The 17,004-nt window shown below is 45.1% G+C and carries 20 protein-coding genes; 9 read left to right on the forward strand and 11 right to left on the reverse strand.

Annotated features, from left to right (window positions below; translation table 11 throughout):
- Window positions 1-29: 29 nt before the first annotated feature.
- Window positions 30-1,067, forward strand: a complete 1,038-nt coding sequence (locus DBX26_RS10870) for a DUF3549 family protein (protein ID WP_118119115.1) — start codon at window positions 30-32, stop codon at window positions 1,065-1,067.
- 13 nt (window positions 1,068-1,080) lie between these two features.
- Window positions 1,081-1,380 (forward strand): DUF3301 domain-containing protein, encoded by a 300-nt coding sequence (locus tag DBX26_RS10875; RefSeq protein ID WP_081281023.1) that lies wholly within the window; start codon window positions 1,081-1,083, stop codon window positions 1,378-1,380.
- On the opposite strand, the gene DBX26_RS10880 is transcribed toward DBX26_RS10875, so the two are convergent.
- Window positions 1,340-1,825 (reverse strand): GNAT family N-acetyltransferase, encoded by a 486-nt coding sequence (locus DBX26_RS10880; RefSeq protein ID WP_162889723.1) that lies wholly within the window; start codon window positions 1,823-1,825, stop codon window positions 1,340-1,342. The two genes, DBX26_RS10875 and DBX26_RS10880, sit on opposite strands and share 41 nt — an antisense overlap.
- A 1,045-nt stretch (window positions 1,826-2,870) precedes the next feature.
- Here DBX26_RS10880 and DBX26_RS10885 point away from each other — a divergent pair.
- Together DBX26_RS10885 and DBX26_RS10890 are read left to right on the forward strand one after the other, a co-directional pair.
- Window positions 2,871-3,164: a hypothetical protein gene (locus DBX26_RS10885; protein WP_118119119.1), complete on the forward strand. Its 294-nt coding sequence runs from the start codon at window positions 2,871-2,873 to the stop codon at window positions 3,162-3,164.
- On the forward strand, window positions 3,161-3,604 hold the full coding sequence (locus tag DBX26_RS10890; RefSeq protein WP_014232775.1) for a YaiI/YqxD family protein: 444 nt from the start codon (window positions 3,161-3,163) through the stop codon (window positions 3,602-3,604). The genes DBX26_RS10885 and DBX26_RS10890 overlap by 4 nt, the downstream gene beginning before the upstream one ends.
- 71 nt (window positions 3,605-3,675) lie before the next feature.
- Here the strand turns inward: DBX26_RS10890 and DBX26_RS10895 are convergent, their stop codons facing one another.
- The 3 genes from DBX26_RS10895 to DBX26_RS10905 all read right to left on the reverse strand — a co-directional run bounded on the left by DBX26_RS10895 (window position 3,676) and on the right by DBX26_RS10905 (window position 5,883).
- Window positions 3,676-5,262 (reverse strand): AbgT family transporter, encoded by a 1,587-nt coding sequence (locus DBX26_RS10895; protein WP_014232776.1) that lies wholly within the window; start codon window positions 5,260-5,262, stop codon window positions 3,676-3,678.
- 230 nt (window positions 5,263-5,492) lie between these two features.
- Entirely contained in the window at window positions 5,493-5,618 is a 126-nt protein-coding gene (gene ykgO, locus DBX26_RS10900) for a type B 50S ribosomal protein L36 (RefSeq protein WP_005380299.1), read from the reverse strand.
- A gap of 10 nt (window positions 5,619-5,628) precedes the next feature.
- Entirely contained in the window at window positions 5,629-5,883 is a 255-nt protein-coding gene (locus DBX26_RS10905) for a type B 50S ribosomal protein L31 (RefSeq protein ID WP_020335158.1), read from the reverse strand.
- 136 nt (window positions 5,884-6,019) lie between these two features.
- Between DBX26_RS10905 and tsaA the strand changes: the two genes are divergently transcribed.
- From tsaA to DBX26_RS10925, 4 genes are all read left to right on the forward strand, one after another.
- The gene (gene tsaA, locus DBX26_RS10910) at window positions 6,020-6,730 is read left to right on the forward strand and encodes a tRNA (N6-threonylcarbamoyladenosine(37)-N6)-methyltransferase TrmO (RefSeq protein ID WP_118119121.1); all 711 of its coding nucleotides are present in this window, start codon (window positions 6,020-6,022) and stop codon (window positions 6,728-6,730) included.
- Window positions 6,731-6,841: 111 nt separating this feature from the next.
- Window positions 6,842-8,557 carry a proline--tRNA ligase gene (locus DBX26_RS10915; RefSeq protein WP_014232779.1) on the forward strand — a complete coding sequence of 572 codons (1,716 nt, stop codon included), beginning with the start codon at window positions 6,842-6,844 and terminating at the stop codon, window positions 8,555-8,557.
- 196 nt (window positions 8,558-8,753) lie between these two features.
- Window positions 8,754-8,960, forward strand: a complete 207-nt coding sequence (locus tag DBX26_RS10920) for a YaeP family protein (protein ID WP_118119123.1) — start codon at window positions 8,754-8,756, stop codon at window positions 8,958-8,960.
- Window positions 8,960-9,151 carry a DUF4250 domain-containing protein gene (locus DBX26_RS10925; protein WP_118119125.1) on the forward strand — a complete coding sequence of 64 codons (192 nt, stop codon included), beginning with the start codon at window positions 8,960-8,962 and terminating at the stop codon, window positions 9,149-9,151. The genes DBX26_RS10920 and DBX26_RS10925 overlap by 1 nt, the downstream gene beginning before the upstream one ends.
- 80 nt (window positions 9,152-9,231) lie before the next feature.
- Here DBX26_RS10925 and DBX26_RS10930 read toward each other — a convergent pair whose 3' ends face one another.
- The 3 genes from DBX26_RS10930 to DBX26_RS10940 all read right to left on the reverse strand — a co-directional run bounded on the left by DBX26_RS10930 (window position 9,232) and on the right by DBX26_RS10940 (window position 12,162).
- On the reverse strand, window positions 9,232-10,596 hold the full coding sequence (locus DBX26_RS10930) for a sodium-dependent transporter (RefSeq protein ID WP_014232781.1): 1,365 nt from the start codon (window positions 10,594-10,596) through the stop codon (window positions 9,232-9,234).
- Window positions 10,597-10,877: 281 nt separating this feature from the next.
- Window positions 10,878-11,621 (reverse strand): YggN family protein, encoded by a 744-nt coding sequence (locus tag DBX26_RS10935; RefSeq protein WP_118119127.1) that lies wholly within the window; start codon window positions 11,619-11,621, stop codon window positions 10,878-10,880.
- Window positions 11,622-11,682: 61 nt separating this feature from the next.
- The gene (locus DBX26_RS10940) at window positions 11,683-12,162 is read right to left on the reverse strand and encodes a GreA/GreB family elongation factor (RefSeq protein WP_162889692.1); all 480 of its coding nucleotides are present in this window, start codon (window positions 12,160-12,162) and stop codon (window positions 11,683-11,685) included.
- 76 nt (window positions 12,163-12,238) lie between these two features.
- On the opposite strand from DBX26_RS10940, the gene DBX26_RS10945 reads away from it, so the two are divergent.
- A complete protein-coding gene (locus DBX26_RS10945; RefSeq protein ID WP_162889693.1) occupies window positions 12,239-14,164 on the forward strand; it encodes an ATP-dependent DNA helicase RecQ in 1,926 nt (641 codons plus the stop codon).
- A gap of 28 nt (window positions 14,165-14,192) precedes the next feature.
- Here DBX26_RS10945 and dinB read toward each other — a convergent pair whose 3' ends face one another.
- The 4 genes from dinB to DBX26_RS10965 form a co-directional block, all read right to left on the reverse strand.
- Entirely contained in the window at window positions 14,193-15,257 is a 1,065-nt protein-coding gene (dinB, locus tag DBX26_RS10950; protein WP_014232785.1) for a DNA polymerase IV, read from the reverse strand.
- Window positions 15,258-15,389: 132 nt separating this feature from the next.
- The gene (locus DBX26_RS10955) at window positions 15,390-15,623 is read right to left on the reverse strand and encodes a DUF2789 domain-containing protein (protein WP_014232786.1); all 234 of its coding nucleotides are present in this window, start codon (window positions 15,621-15,623) and stop codon (window positions 15,390-15,392) included.
- 116 nt (window positions 15,624-15,739) lie between these two features.
- Window positions 15,740-15,973 carry a (Na+)-NQR maturation NqrM gene (gene nqrM, locus DBX26_RS10960; protein WP_014232787.1) on the reverse strand — a complete coding sequence of 78 codons (234 nt, stop codon included), beginning with the start codon at window positions 15,971-15,973 and terminating at the stop codon, window positions 15,740-15,742.
- A 22-nt stretch (window positions 15,974-15,995) separates the two neighbouring features.
- Window positions 15,996-17,000 (reverse strand): FAD:protein FMN transferase, encoded by a 1,005-nt coding sequence (locus tag DBX26_RS10965; RefSeq protein ID WP_118119131.1) that lies wholly within the window; start codon window positions 16,998-17,000, stop codon window positions 15,996-15,998.
- Window positions 17,001-17,004: the final 4 nt, after the last annotated feature.

Raw genomic sequence — 17,004 nt, forward strand, 5'->3', positions numbered from 1 at the left:
GTGAAAAGAACGTTAGGACGTCGTATTTAATGGAAAACATTCAGACCCTCACTCAATTGCTGCACAACAGCAACTGTGATTATCAAATCTTCGACCTTGGTCGTCGCATCAAGGCCATTGAGCCACAAGTCTTTGCCGATGTGGAAAAAGGACAGTGCCCGTACCCTTTCCCGATGCAGCGCAAAGCACATCTGGCCATCGCTTACTGGAATGAGCAAAAGCAACCTTGGATTTGGTTTCTTAAGTTCGAGCTCGATGAACGCGGCCTATTGAAGCAGTCTGATATTGGTAACTTCATAAAATACGTGGTTGAAGCCATGGGAACGCGTCTGAGTGACGATATGTCTGAAGAGCAGCAACAAAAGCTGTCCAATAACCCATATACCTTTAAACCTTCTGAAGACAAAATGGCGGTATTCCATAGCTTAATTCGCTCTAGTTTGGATTTGCCCACCAGCCAGTATTACGAACATACACAGCACTATTTCTCTGGTGGTCTTGGCTGGGAAAACTGGCAGACTGTCGGTTTGCAAGGCATTACCGACATGGCAGCTCGCTTAGGCAAAGAACAAAATGCCGTAGCCCAGCGCAAAGCCATTCACCATCTACCAAACGAGCCTTTGTATGCACTGTTAGGGGCACTAGAACACGTAGACCTTCAAGAGCGTCTTGCAGAGCGTATCGCTGAAAAAGCACACAAAGAGATAGAGAGTAACGAACCCGATCTATTCTTGCTGTCTGCACTCATTCGAGCATTAGCAGGAGCGCCTAAAAACATCGCTCTTCCGGTATTAAAAGCGATTCTGCAAAGCCCTCGTCTCAGCCACCAAGAAGTACTGATTGGCATTGCAGGCCGTACTTGGCATCTACTAGCCGACGCAGAAATCGCAGAACAATTCTTACTACGTCTTGCTCAAACTGGCAATCAAACCCTGTTTAATCAACTCTTTGCTGATTTAGTTATGCTGCCAGAACTGAGAATGGTATTGCTGCCATTGCTGCATTCCAGTCCATCCGAAGAGTTGACGCGTGCGCTCGTCAATTTACAGCAAGCGACAAAGGGTTAATAAAGGATTAGGGATGATAGGAGATCTACTGGCAATATTGGGACTGTGCTTTTTCTGTTTTCTATTTTGGCAACAGCGCCGTCAATCTGAACTGGCAAAAGCAGCAATAACAAGGAAATGTGATCAGTTGGATCTCCAATTGGTGAGCATCGCTTTTGGTGCGCATAAACTAAAAACGCCAGATGGACTCTGGCGTTGGCATACTGTATATCAATTTGAGTTTTCATCCCTTGGCGATGACTGCTACCTAGGGGAATTGACTATGGTTGGTTTCAGGCCGCAGAGCTTTCACCTACCGCCTCATCGCTTGTAAAAGTCATTTCAAAGTAAGGACCGTATAAGTCCTTACTTTCACGGGTGACAACAAAACCAAGTTTTTCCAAAACAGCCAATGAAGCGTGATGGCCACTATTAACATTTGCGGTAACTTTGTGCAGGCCTAACTCTCGACAAGCTTTCGGGAAGAAAGCCTTCAGCGCTTCTGTCGCTAACCCTTTCCCCCAGTAAGCTTTATCAAAGATAAATCCTAGCTCTGGCTCAGAGTCGAGCTGAGAAATAAAGATATGCCCCATATAATCACGGTTGGAACTTTCGAGTACAGCCAGACTATAAATATTTTTATCATCCAGTATTTTTTCAAATAGCTGTTTAGCAGACGCTACAGTATGCGGACCGTTCATTTCGGCGCGATTTTTTGCGCAGCAGTTAAGCATTACAAACTCGAGTTGTAACGACTCATCGTAGGGTAGAAGAAGCATTCTTCTGGTCACTATGGCCACATCATTTCCTTGATTACAACAAACCAAAAATACCCGCATATCGCGTATTCTAAAGATACGATTCATCACCTGCGGGGCATAAAACTTTGTAGAAAAGCCAAAAGTAAACCAACTGATTGGAATGGGCACTATTCGATAATTGCTTAATTAACAACATGTTGAATTGCAATTTATTATTATATTGTTCTTATCTTATGATAATAATTTTATTAAAGTCACTAAATGCCATGTAGGAATCGTCTGACAATGTTGTCAGTTCTTAACGACTTCCTTATTTTTGGTTGTATCAGCCATTCGAGCGCAATTAATCGCCTCTTCTCACCAATGACGTCATACTGACCAGATTTAAAGCATTTACTTTAAATAAGAAAAACCCCGACACAAAAGTATCGGGGTCATGATCTTACTCGCAGCAGTCCGGCTACTAAATAATGCTCCATGCATCATCCATAATAGTGACTGAATCCATCAGTCCTGTCCTTCGTCGCCGTCCTAGCGGTGTCCTTATCGATCCTGATAGCCAACATTCCCCGTTAGCGCACTTCACTTGTTCCTTGAGCGGTGTCCGTTGCATCGTCCTGATGCTGTCCTACCTCAATCCTATGAGGGGTCCATTGTCTATCCTTAGTCATCAACATCCTATTGATGATTGTGTCCGTACAATGTCCAGTGCTCCGTGCTTGTTCACTCATCCCAAGTGACCAAATCGTCTTCCTGACGACAACCAATCCGTGGTGCTTTCCTGTTCCGTGTCTGCATCCTGCTGACAAGGTTTAATTTACTCTTTTCTTTTGCAATCACAATCATGCCCACTAACATTTTTTCAGAATCCAATTGTTAAATAAAAGTTAAAATCAAATATATCAATGCATTACAACAAGGTCTTTCTGTTTATCTGCTAAAGAAATCGTTTTCTCTCACACCGCTTGTAAGAGATCTCTCACAAGATGCGATCCAAATTGCCATTCGCTAAATGTAGCCGCTCGACGTATGATGATAACAATATCGTTGTTAAGGATTGAAAATGTTAACCCAAGACGTCACTAAAGAACTGGAAACGGTAATGGAACAGCTCCAACAAGAGGGCAAAGAACCGAGTGTGGCTCTAGTTAAAGCACGAATGAAAACGCCAGTCCCTATGCCTGCACTCATCACTGCGCTTAAGAGCTGGAAGAGCGCTAATCGTGTTCCAAAAATTGAAATCGCCGCACAAAAAACATCGGAAGAAGACCGTCTGACTACGCTTGAAAATACAATCGCACAATTGACGGCACGTATTGAAGCGCTAGAAAACAAACTAGGCGAGAAAAAATCATGAAGCTTTGGGTAGACGCAGATGCTTGCCCAAAGGTCATTCGAGAGACCATTGTTCGCGCAGCAGAACGCACTGGCGTTGAATGCACTTTTGTCGCTAACCACATTGTTCCGGTTCCGAAAAGAGCAAATATTCATTCGCTTCAAGTACCGGCCGGCTTTGATATTGCCGACAACGAAATTGTGAGACGAGTGGAAGCCAATGATTTGGTGATCACCTCCGATATCCCACTCGCCGATGAAGTGATAACCAAGGGCGCACTGGCATTGAGTTCTCGTGGAGAGCTTTACACCAAAGACACCATTAAAGCACGCCTCAACATTCGTGATTTTATGGACACCATGCGTTCTAGTGGTATCCAAACCGGTGGTCCCGCTTCACTGTCACAAACTGAACGCCGAGAATTTGCCAATCACTTAGATAGAATTCTCGCCAAGCGTTAACCAAACGTCCAAAACGAAGAAAGCCTGCGAAGTTCGCAGGCTTTTTTTGGAGCTGTGTGAGGTGCTTTTTATTACGGCGTGTAGTAAGTTGCCGCGCCTGGACCTACTGGTAGACCAAATACGAATACCCATAGGTAGAACAGCACACTCCAACCTACGATAAAGCAGATTGAGTAAGGTAGCATGGTCGCGATTAACGTACCGATACCTAGATTCTTCATGTAGCGAGTTGCAACCGCTAGAATCAAGCCAAAGTAACTCATCATTGGCGTAATGATGTTGGTTGTCGAGTCACCGATACGGTAAGCAGCCTGAATAGTTTCAGGTGCGTAACCCACTAGCATAAGCATTGGTACGAAGATTGGCGCTGTTACAGCCCACTGTGCCGATGCAGAACCGATCATCAGGTTGATGAAGCCACACATTAGAATGAATGCGAAGAACAACATTGGACCAGTCAGACCGATGCTTTGCAGGAAGTCTGCACCCGCAACTGCGAAAACCTGACCAAAGTTCGTCCATTTAAAGAAAGCAACAAACTGCGCTGCAAAGAATACCAGTACGATGTACATGCCCATAGAAGACATAGATTTAGACATCGCATCGATAACATCGCGGTCAGTTTTCATCGTGCCTACAACTTTACCGTATACAAAGCCAGGGATAGCAAAGAATACAAAGATGAAAGCAACGATACTTTTCAGGAATGGTGAACCAGCAATAGTACCTGCGTCAGAGCGTAGAACGCCGTCTTCTGGAACGATTGTCCAAGCCAATAGTGCTGATACTGCCAAAATTGCAATACCTGCCAGTTTCAGACCTTTCTTTTCTAGGTCTGTCAGGCCACCCATTTTGTCTTTAGACAGATCTTCTGAGGCTTCTTCTTCGTTGTATTTGCCAAGTTTTGGCTCAACGATTTTCTCAGTAACAAATGCACCCATGCCTGCAATAAAGAAAGTAGAGACAAACATGAAGTACCAGTTTACTTCTGGGCCTACTGTGTAGTTTGGATCGATCATTTGAGCTGCAGTTTCAGTGATACCTGAAAGCAGTGGATCGACCGTACCGATAAGTAGGTTTGCAGAGTAACCACCAGATACACCAGCAAAGGCAGCAGCAAGACCAGCAAGAGGATGACGACCTAATGAGTGGAAAAGCATTGCAGCCAGTGGAATCAGTACCACGTAGCCAAGCTCTGATGCTGTGTTAGAAATGATACCAGCAAAAACGACCGTTACTGTAACCATGCGCTGAGAAGCGCCCATTACAAGACCACGCATCGCTGCTGAAAGTAGGCCTGAGTATTCTGCAATTGCAACGCCAAGCATTGCTACAAGTACTGTACCTAACGGTGCGAAACCAACAAAGTTTTTCACTAGGTTAGTAACGATAAGTTGTAGACCATCAGCGTTAAGTAAGCTGACAACGTGAATCATACCGTCTGCGGAACGACCACTTGCACCCTCTGGACGAGGGTCCATAACTGAAACTTCGAAGTAACCAGCTATGCCCGACATCACCAAAATGGCTAAACAGAAAATGGCAAATAGTGTAATCGGGTGGGGTAAAAGGTTCCCCAAATATTCGACAGTATCCAAAAAGCGCGTAAACAGCGGCTTTTTAGGCGTGTTTTGTTTAATTGAAGCAGATGAACTCATCTGTTCCCTCCTTGTTTTTATTCCTATGCAAATGTGACAAAGTTGTCAAAAAGCGAGCGAAGGGTACTTGAGTAAAGAGTCAATTCAAAGTCAAAAACGTTACAAAGTGTAACCAATAGACAAACATTTAACCACTTAACATTAAAAATGCAGATATTTCATCCATATAAAACAGATAAATCAACACTATCAATTAAACAAAAAACATAATCAACCGAGATAATATATTGCTACTTCTGTACGGCCTTGAATCTAGGGTTCGTTTTGCAAATAACGTACAGACGCCCTCTTCGCTTCACTATCTGGCAGTCAGGATGACGGCTTTTCGCACTCTTTAATGATTTAACCACTTTCATGTCTTTCTCCTTATTCTTTAGTAAATTGCCCAAAACGACGATTGAAGTTAGCAATACGTCCTTCAGCCTGAACCACACGCTGTTTGCCCGTGTAATACGGATGAGATGCTGACGACACATCCAAAGTCATGTACGGGTACGTTTTACCGTCTTCCCATTCGATGGTTCGGTCAGTTTTAAGGGTTGAACCAACAACAAAATATTTATCTACGCTGGTGTCGTGGAATACCACTGGGCGATATTCAGGGTGGATACCTGGTTTCATCGTGTTTTCCTTTTGAGATTTAATGTTATGTTATAACATTTTAATTAATAACTATTCTCATAAAGAAATGCAAGAGAAATTTGTGGTACTTTCTGCATTAATAGTTTTTGCGTGAAGATACTTAAAGATGTCCACTATGTATTCCATTGAGCCAATTGGCATCATTGAAACTCCATATAAAGAAAAATTCGCGGTTCCTCGCCAGCCACGTTTGGTTCCCGCCGCAAAAGCAAGAGTAAAACTATTAGGCGACGCAAATAGCCCAGAAGCGGTCAGAGGATTGGAGCAGTTTTCTCATGTGTGGTTGCTGTTTCTCTTCGATCAAAATTTAGAGGCAGGCTGGAAACCGACAGTCAGACCACCACGTCTAGGCGGCAACGAAAGAGTAGGCGTGTTTGCTTCTCGATCGACTTTTCGACCAAATGGCATCGGTATGTCAGCCGTGGAAGTAAAAGGCGTGATCAAGCAGGGTGACCAAATCTACCTGGATCTTGGCAGTGTCGATTTAGTTGATGGCACACCGATTATCGACATTAAGCCCTATATCCCCTACTCGGATTCAATTCCCGATGTGCAAGGTGGTTATGCGGGAGAAGAACCAGAAAAATTGCCTGTTACTTTTTCTTCGCAAGCTCTCTCATCACAAGCGTTAGCAATGGTGAAAAAGCAATCCAATAGCGATAATGTACTGTCAGTGATCGAACAAGTCTTAGCGCAGGATCCTCGTCCGGCGTACAAGAAAAACAAGCCAGACAGCAAAGAATATGCGGTAAATTTGTTCGATTTAAACGTCAAGTTTACGGTTAAGGACAACTTAATAACAGTTACCGCGATCGAAAGCTTTTGACAAAGCCAATTGGCTGATATTATAGGCGGCTAACAAATTTCCCATTGTGGGACTTCCATACTCTCGTCAGCACTGACACGAGTAATTAACTTAAATAAACGGATAAATTTAATGCGTACCAGTAATTATCTTCTTTCTACTCTGAAGGAGACTCCAAACGACGCAGAAGTAGTGAGCCACCAGCTCATGCTACGTGCAGGTATGATCCGTAAGCTGGCTTCAGGTCTATACACCTGGCTACCTACTGGTCTACGTGTAATGCGTAAAGTCGAAAACATCGTTCGTCAAGAAATCGACAATGCAGGTGCAATCGAAACTTTGATGCCCGTTGTTCAGCCGTTTGAACTTTGGGAAGAGACAGGCCGCAGCGAGAAAATGGGTCCTGAACTGCTTCGCTTTACTGACCGCCATGAACGTCCGTTTGTTCTTAGCCCGACCGCTGAAGAAGTGATCACCAGCTTGGTACGTAACGAAGTAAGCTCATACAAGCAGCTTCCTCTGAACCTGTACCAAATCCAAACTAAATTCCGTGACGAACGACGTCCACGCTTTGGCGTAATGCGTTCTCGTGAATTTTCTATGATGGATGCCTACAGCTTCGACATCGACAAAGAAGGTCTGCAAAAGTCATACGACGCAATGCACGATGCTTACTGTAAAGCCTTTGACCGCATGGGTCTGGATTACCGTCCTGTACTTGCAGATAGCGGTGCAATTGGTGGTAGCGGCTCTCAAGAGTTCCACGTACTGGCTGAAAGTGGTGAAGACCTTATCGCCTTCTCTACTGAGTCAGACTACGCAGCGAACCTTGAAAAAGCAGAAGCTTTGGCACCTGCGGACTCAGCTCCAGCGCCAACTCAAGAAATGACACTGGTAGACACACCAGATGCGAAAACCATCGCACAGCTGGTAGAACAACACGGTCTTGCGATCGAAAAAACCATCAAGACACTATTCGTTAAAGCGTCTGATGAAGTTGATGCACCAATCATTGCCCTACTCGTACGTGGTGACCACGAACTTAACGAGGTAAAAGCAGAAAACCTTCCACAAGTTGCAGCTCCATTAGAAATGGCGACAGAAGAAGAAATTCGTGCTCTTGTTGGCGCAGGTCCAGGTTCACTTGGTCCGGTTGGCCTTAAACTGCCATTCATCGTTGATCGCAGCGTCGCGGTAATGAGTGACTTCGCTGGCGGTGCTAACATCGACGATAAACACTACTTCGGTATTAACTGGGGTCGTGACGTTGAGCTTGGCCAAGTTGAAGATCTACGTAACGTGGTTGAAGGCGACCCAAGCCCATGTGGTAAAGGTACTCTACAGCTTAAACGTGGTATCGAAGTTGGCCACATCTTCCAGCTAGGCAAGAACTACTCTGAGAAGATGAACTGTGGCGTGCTTGGTCCAGATGGTAAGAACGTTATTCTGGAGATGGGCTGTTACGGCATTGGTGTTACTCGCGTAGTTGCTGCTGCTATTGAACAGAACCACGATAAGTACGGTATCATCTGGCCAGACGCACTTGCGCCGTTCCAGGTAGCAATCGTACCAATGAACATGCACAAGTCAGAAGAAGTTAAAGAAGCGGCTGAGAAGCTGTACGCAGAACTGACCGCTATGGGTGTAGAAGTACTGTTTGATGACCGTAAAGAGCGTCCGGGCGTAATGTTCTCTGATATGGAGCTACTAGGCGTACCGCACACGATCATCATTGGCGATCGTTCAATGAAAGAAGGCAACTTCGAGTACAAGAATCGTCGTAGTGGTGAGAAAACAGCCGTAGCAATGGCTGATATTGTTGAGCACATTAAAGCCCAACTACAATAAGTTCTAAACAAATCTTGTTGTTAGAAAGGGTTGGCTTCGGTCAGCCCTTTTTTATACCTATAGCCCCCCATGAACCACCTTTGATTAATCCATGCTCAATGCGAACAACTAATTGAGGCAAGACAAGTCTCTGCTTTGAGTTTCAAATCGGCTATGTGTATATTTGAGAGCAGTTATCACTTTTAAGGATTATGCAATGCAAGTATACGGCTGTTGTGAACTAGTTCGTGAGCTTTACGCTCAAATCGGCAGTGGCGATCAAGCTTATGTGCCACAAGCAATTTCTTGTGCATTAAAAGCGTTGAATGACGTTGCTGCAAACGAGTCATTACCGCAAGAAACTCGTGAAGCTGCAGCATTTGCCGCGGCAAACTTACTGATTTCTGATTTTGAGGATAAGTAATGAATCTAGAGAATTTTGAGTCTATGGATCCTGTGATGCTGATGAGCATCGTCAACATGAAGCTACGTGATGACTTTGGCGGCGATTTGGATAAGCTAGTGGCTTTCTTTGATATTGACCGTGCAGCGCTGGAAGCAAAGCTGGCAACTGCAGGTTTTGATTTCCTTCCGGAAGCTGGTCAGTTCCGTTAATACGTTAGCTAACCGAAAGAATACAAAAAGGGCTTGATGAACAATCATCAAGCCCTTTTCTTTTATCCTGAATCAGTCGATTATCCGAATGAAGCCCAGATAACGGTAGCCACAAGCACCGGACAAACAAACTTCACGTAAGCTGGCCATACTTTACCAAACCAGCCTAGAGTAAACTCTGGGAAGCCTTGTTCAAGCTCTTTAATCTTCGAGTTACGGCTCCATACCCAGCCACCAAACAGACAGAACAGTAGCGCGGCCGTTGGTTGTAAGTACTGAGTCGCCACGGTTGCCACCAAGCCAAACATAGCGCCGAAGTTATAAACAATCACGACACTGAATAGAGCAATCAAGCCGCCAAGAACCCAGCTGGTTCCGCTGCGTTTGGTATTAAAGCGTTCACTTACCAGCGCTACCGGACACTCAAGCATAGAAATAGATGATGTCAGCGCAGCAATTGTCAGCAATAAGAAGAACACGATTGAGAATAACTGGCCAAGGAGGCCCAGGCTATCAAACATCAGCGGTAATACCGTAAATACCAGGGTATCCGAGCTGAGCAACGAGCCATCATCCGCGTAGATCTGAACGCCTTTCTGCATCGCTACAAACATCGCAGGCATGACGACCAGACCAGCAATAAATGCTACGGCGGTATCTACTAGAGTCACGTTCATCGCCATTTTAGGCAGGTTCTCTTTTTTGCTTAAGTAAGAACCGTAAATCAGCATCGAACAGCCACCAATGGTCAGTGAGAAGAAACCCTGCCCCATTGCAGCCAAGATAAGCTTTCTGTCCCAAACTTTTTCAAAGTCCGGTACCAGGTAATGCTTAAGGCCTTCCATTGCACCGTTTTGTGTCATGATGTACACAAACAGCAAGCCAAACAGCACAAACAGTGCAGGCATCAAACGCGTTGACCATTTTTCGATACCTTCTTTAACGCCACCCTGTACGATCAAAACGGTGAGAACATAAAAAGTAATCGTACCGAACAGGTTGCGCTCTACACTGAATCCTTTGAACCAAGCAGTCACTTCTACCAAGCCCATGATGTCAGTGATCGCACCAAGTAAAAAGCAGATCAACCAACCGCCAACAATGGAGTAAAACGCTAATACCGCGCTTGGTACACTCAGACCGATCCAACCAACCAGACCACCAAATTTCTTAGCGACAGGGTTATGAGTCAACGCACGCATGCTATCGACTGGGTTTGCCTGACCATGACGACCAATCGCCATTTCAACCACAAGCATCGGGAAAGCGACGATTAGAATCATCACCAAGTAAACTAACAAGAATGCACCACCACCATTGCTGGCAGCCTGCGTTGGAAAGCCCCAAATATTGCCCAGACCCACGGCCGCACCTGCTGCAGCTAAAATGAATCCGAGACGAGAGCCAAAATGCTCACGAGGCTGAGAAGAATTTTGTTGTGTCATACCACTCACACAATACATCAATGAACTAGTTGGCTAGTACATTATAGAAATATCAACTAATCAGCAAGAGCAAGTAGGTTAAATACTCGACAACAAGAACGATCAAAAGAAATTCAGTTTGTAAAATATTACGTACATCTCAAAGTTTGTCGTAGTGATGCATTTGATGATCAGAGATCACCTAGCAGAACGTTCAATAAAACGTCAGCTTCATGCGGTGGTTTAAATGCCCATATAGCAAGAGAGCGCACAATGGCGCTCTCTTTGGTTATGTTCAGAGATTAAATCGTAAAGACTCGGTAATCTTTCAGCTCTGGGATTTTCTTCAGGACGTTGTCCTCCTGAGCGGCCATATCATCGAGTGAGTCACACAACTCTTCCGCTTTCTGCTCTATACCTTGCGAGTGCTCATTGATACGTTGTTCAACTTTTGCACTCAACTCCGTCATACTTTCAGACAGCGCCGTCAGATTAAGCCCGTCTTCTTCTTGCATCTTTTTCGACAACGCTTCAAACGCACTTGCCAAAAACTCTTTGTTGAAGATTTCCTGAGCTTTAGCAAAATCGTCCGTCCAGCTTTGAGTCATCGATTCAAAACTTTCAGCAGGCAAAATAAAGTCACCATCTTTGTAGTAGCGCGATTCTACGTCTTCAAAAAATGTTTTGACCGATGCTTTTACATTATCAAAAGCGTCAGGTGCATCCAGACTCGCCGCGACATCATCGATGATGGCATTCGCCAGCTCTAAACCATCACTCGCCAATTGTTTAGCCTGAGGGATGTAAGCGTTCATTTTCTCTCGATAACCTTCAAGCGCGGCTTTCTGGTCGGAATCAAGTTCGACTTGCTCCCCTTTAATAAACAGGTTGTTATCTTCATCGACAACTGCACTATCACCAGTAGTCTGATGAATTTCCAAACTCTGTCCATCCAGGCGAACTTCATTATTGATGTCCACACGACACTGCGCTGCGTAGCCAGAAGCACTCACTACCAGCAATGAAAATGTAAGCAGTTTCTTCATGTCTTTCTCTTTAATTCAACCTTACTACTGTTAAACATAACACTGGGTTATATATCTGATGTCAGAAAACCGTCACAACATCATAACCAGTTGTTTTGTTGGCAATTTTAACATTGACATCATCGCCCTCTTCTTTCCCCATGAGTGCTCGACCTAGCGGGGACTTCGCCGTTAAGACAAAAACTTGTTTACCTTGCCACTCAACGGTTAACCCACCTGAGCAAGGGCCGATGAAAAAGCACTTTTCAGTCAAGTCATCGTCTTCCAGTAAGACGACAGCTCCGACGCCAATCGGTGCGTCTGTAAAGTCTTTAACCACTAGCGAACGGTACTGGCGCAATTCTTCTTCACTCTCCTGAACTCGCATTGCCTGACCATGAGCAAGATAGGAAGCCTCCAACGCCAAAGTGTCGTACTTGTGTTCTGGTACCGTTTCTTCATCCGTCGCGGCATCAATAGCTCTCTGAGTAGAAGCGTGTGCAACCTGAAGTTTTTCTTCCAGCTTTTGAATGATTATTTGGACTAACTCTGCTTTGTTCATACTTTTAAGACGCACTTTTAGCACAAAGATTATGGTATTGTGCCCTAGTTTATCATCAAAGGAAGGTTTACCTATTATGCAAAGTATTCCGTTGCAGCAAACACTTCAATCTGTGTTTGGTTTTGACTCATTACGCTCAGGCCAACAACCTGTCATTGAAGCAGTGATGAATGGTAACTCAGCAGCGGCAATCTTTCCGACAGGTTCCGGTAAATCACTCTGTTATCAGCTACCCGCAACTCAGCTGCCAAACCTTACTTTGGTGATCTCGCCCCTACTTGCCCTAATGAAAGACCAACTTAGTTTTTTACAAAGTAGAGGCATTGCGGCAGCATCCATCGATAGCAGCCAAAGTCGGGAAGAGTCCCAGCAAGTGATGGCGGGGGTGAAAAACGGCCAGATTAAAATTCTGATGATTTCAGTGGAGCGACTCAAGAATGAACGCTTCCGTGAGTTTATTCGTCAGATTCCCATTTCCTTAATGGTGGTAGATGAAGCACACTGTATTTCCGAATGGGGGCATAACTTTCGCCCTGATTACCTCAAGTTGCCGCAATATCAGCGAGAACTGAACATTTCCCAATCCTTGCTGCTTACCGCTACAGCAACACCCGCCGTTATTGACGATATGCAGCAGAAATTCAATATCGCCAGTGAACATATTACCGTTACGGGCTTCTATCGTCCCAACCTGGATATTTCAGTGGTGCCATGCCATGAATCAGAAAAACAGACTCAGCTAAATACTATCGTGGCCACCCAGCCTACTTTGCCAACCATTGTGTATGTGACTCAACAGCAAACAGCTGAGCAGGTGGCAAAATCGCTAATTCACATCGGCATTAACGCCCATGCTTATCATGCTGGAATGAAGAGTGACGTCCGGGAAAAAATTCAGCAGCAGTTTATGGATAGCCAAATCGACTGTATTGTCGCAACGATTGCCTTTGGTATGGGCGTGGACAAATCGGATATTCGCCGTGTGATTCACTTCGACCTGCCGAAATCAATTGAGAACTACGCACAGGAAATTGGTCGAGCCGGACGTGATGGTCAACGCTCTGAATGTATTTTACTTGGCAACACATCTGGTCTGACGGTACTGGAGAACTTTGTCTATGGTGACACCCCAGAACGTACCTCCATCAGCTATGTATTAGAGCAAGCGCGTGAACACACTCCTCAGTGGGAAGTCGTGCCACTGCGCCTGTCTCGCGACAGCAATATACGCCAGTTACCGCTAAAAACACTCTTGGTGTATCTGGAGTTAGAAAAAGTTATCGAGGCCAAATACAGCTACTTTGCTGAATATCGCTTCAAGTTTCTCCAAGATCAGCAATTTATTCTTAATCAGTTTCAAGGGGAACGGCGCCAGTTTGTAGAAGCCATTTTCACTTGCTCAACAAAAGCCAAAGTATGGTGTCAGGTAGATTTAGACGCACTCTGGATGCACTATCAATCAGAGCGAAGCCGTGTGGTTGCAGCACTGGATTACTTTCATCAAAACGGATGGATTGAACTGGAGAGCAAACAGTTAACCGATGTGTACGCGGTTCTTCCGACTCAACAACGCTCGGAGACGCTGGAACAACATCTTTACGACCTGTTTCAATCTAAAGAGCGCAAAGATATAGAGCGTATTCATACCATGCTGAACTTGTTCCAGTCGTCAAAGTGCTTAAGCTATCAACTGGCACACTACTTTGCTGATCACAACGCGCCTACAGAGTGCGGTCATTGCTCTGTTTGCCGTGGCCAAGTCGCGGTGTTTCCGGCTCAGTCAAATGAACCACCAGAACATGAACAGGTCGTATCCTGGGTGAGGGAGTTTGTACAATTGTCTCCGACCACCATCAGCAATGAGGCAGTTGCCCGGTTCCTATGTGGGATTAGCACACCGCTTATCAGCCAACTTAAAGCGACAAAAAAATCCGGATATGGCGCGATGGCCAATGTATCCTTCGATAAAGTCATCGAGCTGGTGAATGAAGCCCGTGCTTAAAGGACCCTGTTGTTAATAAAAACCGCGCTTAGAAGAAACTGAGCTGGCGAGCTTGCGTTTCCGGCTTGAGCATCACACTCAGGCCTAAGAGGCGGATTTCTCGTCCCTGCTGACGCTTGAGAATATCTTTAAGCAGAGTTTTGAAGTCATTTAACTCAAGCTGTGGATGGATGTGCTCAATCGTTGTGAGCTGAAAATCGGCGAACTTCACTTTTATGCCTTGCTTGATGATCGACTTATCAGGGCTAGCGCGCTCTAATCGTTTCTCAAGCTCGGGATAAAGTTTACTTTCTATTACCTGCCAACATTCGTCGTAAGTGGAGATATTCTGGCTAAACGTACGCTCTACACCGACAGACTTTCTCTCTCGTTCAACGACCACTTCTCTGTCATCAATTCCCTGACTCCGTTTCCATAATGACGCACCTTGGCGGCCAAACTGACGCAGCAACTCTCGGTAATCACTGTTTTTAATGTCTTCACAAAGGTAGAAACCCGCTTGATGCAGTTTTTCCAAGCTGACTTTGCCCACACCCGGAATTTTCTCCAATGGTAATTTGTCCACGACTTGCTGAACTTTGTCTGGAGGAATCACAAACTGACCGTTGGGCTTGTTCATATCTGACGCGACTTTGGCGAGAAACTTGATTGGTGCGACCCCTGCAGAAGCCGTCAAACTAAGCTCATTCCAGATATCTTTTCGAATAGCTTCAGCGATAAGTGTCGCGGAACCGTGACATGCTGTGGCATCAGTCACGTCCAAATAGGCTTCATCTAAAGATAGGGGTTCAATAATGGGGGTATAACGTTCAAAAATAGCTCTAATTTGCTGAGAAACCTGCTTGTAAACATGCATGCGTCCCGGCACAACAACCAGATTGGGACACAACTGTAACGCCCGAGCAGTCGGCATCGCACTGCGCACGCCATACTTACGTGCTTCATAGTTACAGGTGCTAATCACCCCACGCTGTTTCTCATGGCCACCGACAGCCAGTGCGACGTTTCGGTAATTTGGGTTATCTCTCATCTCTACGGCAGCATAAAAACAATCCATATCGACATGAATGATTTTTCTGATTCGCTCTGACATAAACCACATTACACTGTTTAAAAATACAGTATAGATAATTTCATAGCCGAAGAAAATGAAAGTTTAACGGGCGAATTAACCGTCAAACTCACTACGCTTGGTAAGTCATTGACAGAGCCGTTATTGCATCTGTTAGTCCCGCAACATAACGTCCAGTTGATCGACCAACTCAGCCCAATCCGCATCTTGCTCAATAGCCTGCTTCAAGAAAGCTGACTGTGAGCGTGTCCAAAAGCTCGCTTCATATATCGGCGCAGAATCACGTTTATGTCGATGGTTATTCACAAAGTCTTTAATTTCCCTTGGTGAACTACCTAAACCGAGCTGCTCAAACAATTCGGTCATTCCGTGTTGATGCATTTCCATATCTACCTCCTCAAACAGGATCACTAACCAAGAGTATATACCCTGTCAGGCAGACGATAAAAAATAACCCAGCATATAGCTGGGTTATTAATGTCTGATAATTACTCTTTACAGAGTTATGCGATTCGGTCTTTTTCCCAAGCCGCCAGCTTCTCTGCGCGGGCAGCTTCACGAGCTTCGCGCTTTTTACGAGCGTCACAAGGCTCCGGACAGTTACATACTTTTTCAATGCCTACAGCACCGAGGCCGCCGCAGCTACCTTTTACGACTTTTTTCTGGATGATATAGCCGATCGACATTGCCGCAATCACAGCGACAAACACGGCAAATGTAATTAGAAATGTACTCATAAAGACATGCTCACTTATGTAATTATTGGCTTACGTATGGCTTGTAGGCATCAGATGCCAGCTCTTTAAAGCCATCTTCGGTCTTAACAATCATTAGCACCGGAATATTGTTTTCTTGTGCTACTTGCATCCCTTTTACTTCGCCCATCACCATCAGGCCAGTCGCTAGACCGTCTGCAGTCATCGACGATTTGTCCAGTACCGTTACTGATACCACTTTGTGGTTGATCGGTTTCCCTGTTTCTGGATTAATGATGTGTGAGTAACGAATACCATCACGTTCAAAATAGTTACGGTAATCGCCAGAGGTCGCAATAGCCATCTCACCCGGCTCGATGATCTCTTGGATAGCTCGCTCTTCAACAGACGGCTTCTCAATCGCTATACGCCAAGATACACCTTCACGGTTAATACCTTTCACGCGCATCTCACCACCGACTTCCACCATGTAGTTCATGATGCCTTGAGATTGGATGTAATCTGCCACAACGTCAACGCCCCATCCTTTCGCGATGGTAGACAAGTCTACGTATAGGTTTGGAATGTCTTTCTTCAGTGTGTTGCCTGCAACTTCTAGGTGTTCGATACCTGTCATAGCGCGACGCGTCGCCAGCTCTTCATCACTCGGCACGACTTCAGGGCGAGCTTCCGGGCCAAAGCCCCATAAGTTAACCAGAGGCCCTACGGTCACATCCAGTGCACCCATCGTTAGTTTGTTCAATCGAATCGCTTCTTTTACAACTGTCGCTGTTTGAGGTGATACTTCAAATGCATCAGATTCGGTGTACTGGTTGAAACGACTTAGCTCTGAATCTTTACGGTAAGTCGACATTTGATCGTTCACTTCTTCGAGTAAACGGTCGACTTCTTTTTGTAGTTCAGCCGCAGCTGGAATACCTTCCGCTGCAATGTATTTAATGTTGTAAGTCGTCCCCATTGTAGGGCCAGTTAGATGTACTTGCTCTGCTGGCTGTTCACAACCTGCAAGAACTAAAAGAGAAGCAAAAGCAACAAGCCACTTTTTCACTTGT

This window comes from Vibrio sp. dhg (assembly GCF_003443775.1).
GTDB classification, from domain to species: Bacteria; Pseudomonadota; Gammaproteobacteria; order Enterobacterales; family Vibrionaceae; genus Vibrio; species Vibrio natriegens.

Excerpts from the sequence above, each read along its gene's own strand:
- DBX26_RS10870 (WP_118119115.1), top strand. The coding sequence starts at position 30 with ATGGAAAACATTCAGACCCTCACTCAATTGCTGCACAACAGCAACTGT.
- DBX26_RS10875 (WP_081281023.1), top strand. The coding sequence starts at position 1,081 with ATGATAGGAGATCTACTGGCAATATTGGGACTGTGCTTTTTCTGTTTT.
- DBX26_RS10880 (WP_162889723.1), bottom strand. The coding sequence starts at position 1,825 with ATGCTTCTTCTACCCTACGATGAGTCGTTACAACTCGAGTTTGTAATG.
- DBX26_RS10885 (WP_118119119.1), top strand. The coding sequence starts at position 2,871 with ATGTTAACCCAAGACGTCACTAAAGAACTGGAAACGGTAATGGAACAG.
- DBX26_RS10890 (WP_014232775.1), top strand. The coding sequence starts at position 3,161 with ATGAAGCTTTGGGTAGACGCAGATGCTTGCCCAAAGGTCATTCGAGAG.
- DBX26_RS10895 (WP_014232776.1), bottom strand. The coding sequence starts at position 5,262 with ATGAGTTCATCTGCTTCAATTAAACAAAACACGCCTAAAAAGCCGCTG.
- ykgO (WP_005380299.1), bottom strand. The coding sequence starts at position 5,618 with ATGAAAGTGGTTAAATCATTAAAGAGTGCGAAAAGCCGTCATCCTGAC.
- DBX26_RS10905 (WP_020335158.1), bottom strand. The coding sequence starts at position 5,883 with ATGAAACCAGGTATCCACCCTGAATATCGCCCAGTGGTATTCCACGAC.
- tsaA (WP_118119121.1), top strand. The coding sequence starts at position 6,020 with ATGTATTCCATTGAGCCAATTGGCATCATTGAAACTCCATATAAAGAA.
- DBX26_RS10915 (WP_014232779.1), top strand. The coding sequence starts at position 6,842 with ATGCGTACCAGTAATTATCTTCTTTCTACTCTGAAGGAGACTCCAAAC.
- DBX26_RS10920 (WP_118119123.1), top strand. The coding sequence starts at position 8,754 with ATGCAAGTATACGGCTGTTGTGAACTAGTTCGTGAGCTTTACGCTCAA.
- DBX26_RS10925 (WP_118119125.1), top strand. The coding sequence starts at position 8,960 with ATGAATCTAGAGAATTTTGAGTCTATGGATCCTGTGATGCTGATGAGC.
- DBX26_RS10930 (WP_014232781.1), bottom strand. The coding sequence starts at position 10,596 with ATGACACAACAAAATTCTTCTCAGCCTCGTGAGCATTTTGGCTCTCGT.
- DBX26_RS10935 (WP_118119127.1), bottom strand. The coding sequence starts at position 11,621 with ATGAAGAAACTGCTTACATTTTCATTGCTGGTAGTGAGTGCTTCTGGC.
- DBX26_RS10940 (WP_162889692.1), bottom strand. The coding sequence starts at position 12,162 with ATGAACAAAGCAGAGTTAGTCCAAATAATCATTCAAAAGCTGGAAGAA.
- DBX26_RS10945 (WP_162889693.1), top strand. The coding sequence starts at position 12,239 with ATGCAAAGTATTCCGTTGCAGCAAACACTTCAATCTGTGTTTGGTTTT.
- dinB (WP_014232785.1), bottom strand. The coding sequence starts at position 15,257 with ATGTCAGAGCGAATCAGAAAAATCATTCATGTCGATATGGATTGTTTT.
- DBX26_RS10955 (WP_014232786.1), bottom strand. The coding sequence starts at position 15,623 with ATGGAAATGCATCAACACGGAATGACCGAATTGTTTGAGCAGCTCGGT.
- nqrM (WP_014232787.1), bottom strand. The coding sequence starts at position 15,973 with ATGAGTACATTTCTAATTACATTTGCCGTGTTTGTCGCTGTGATTGCG.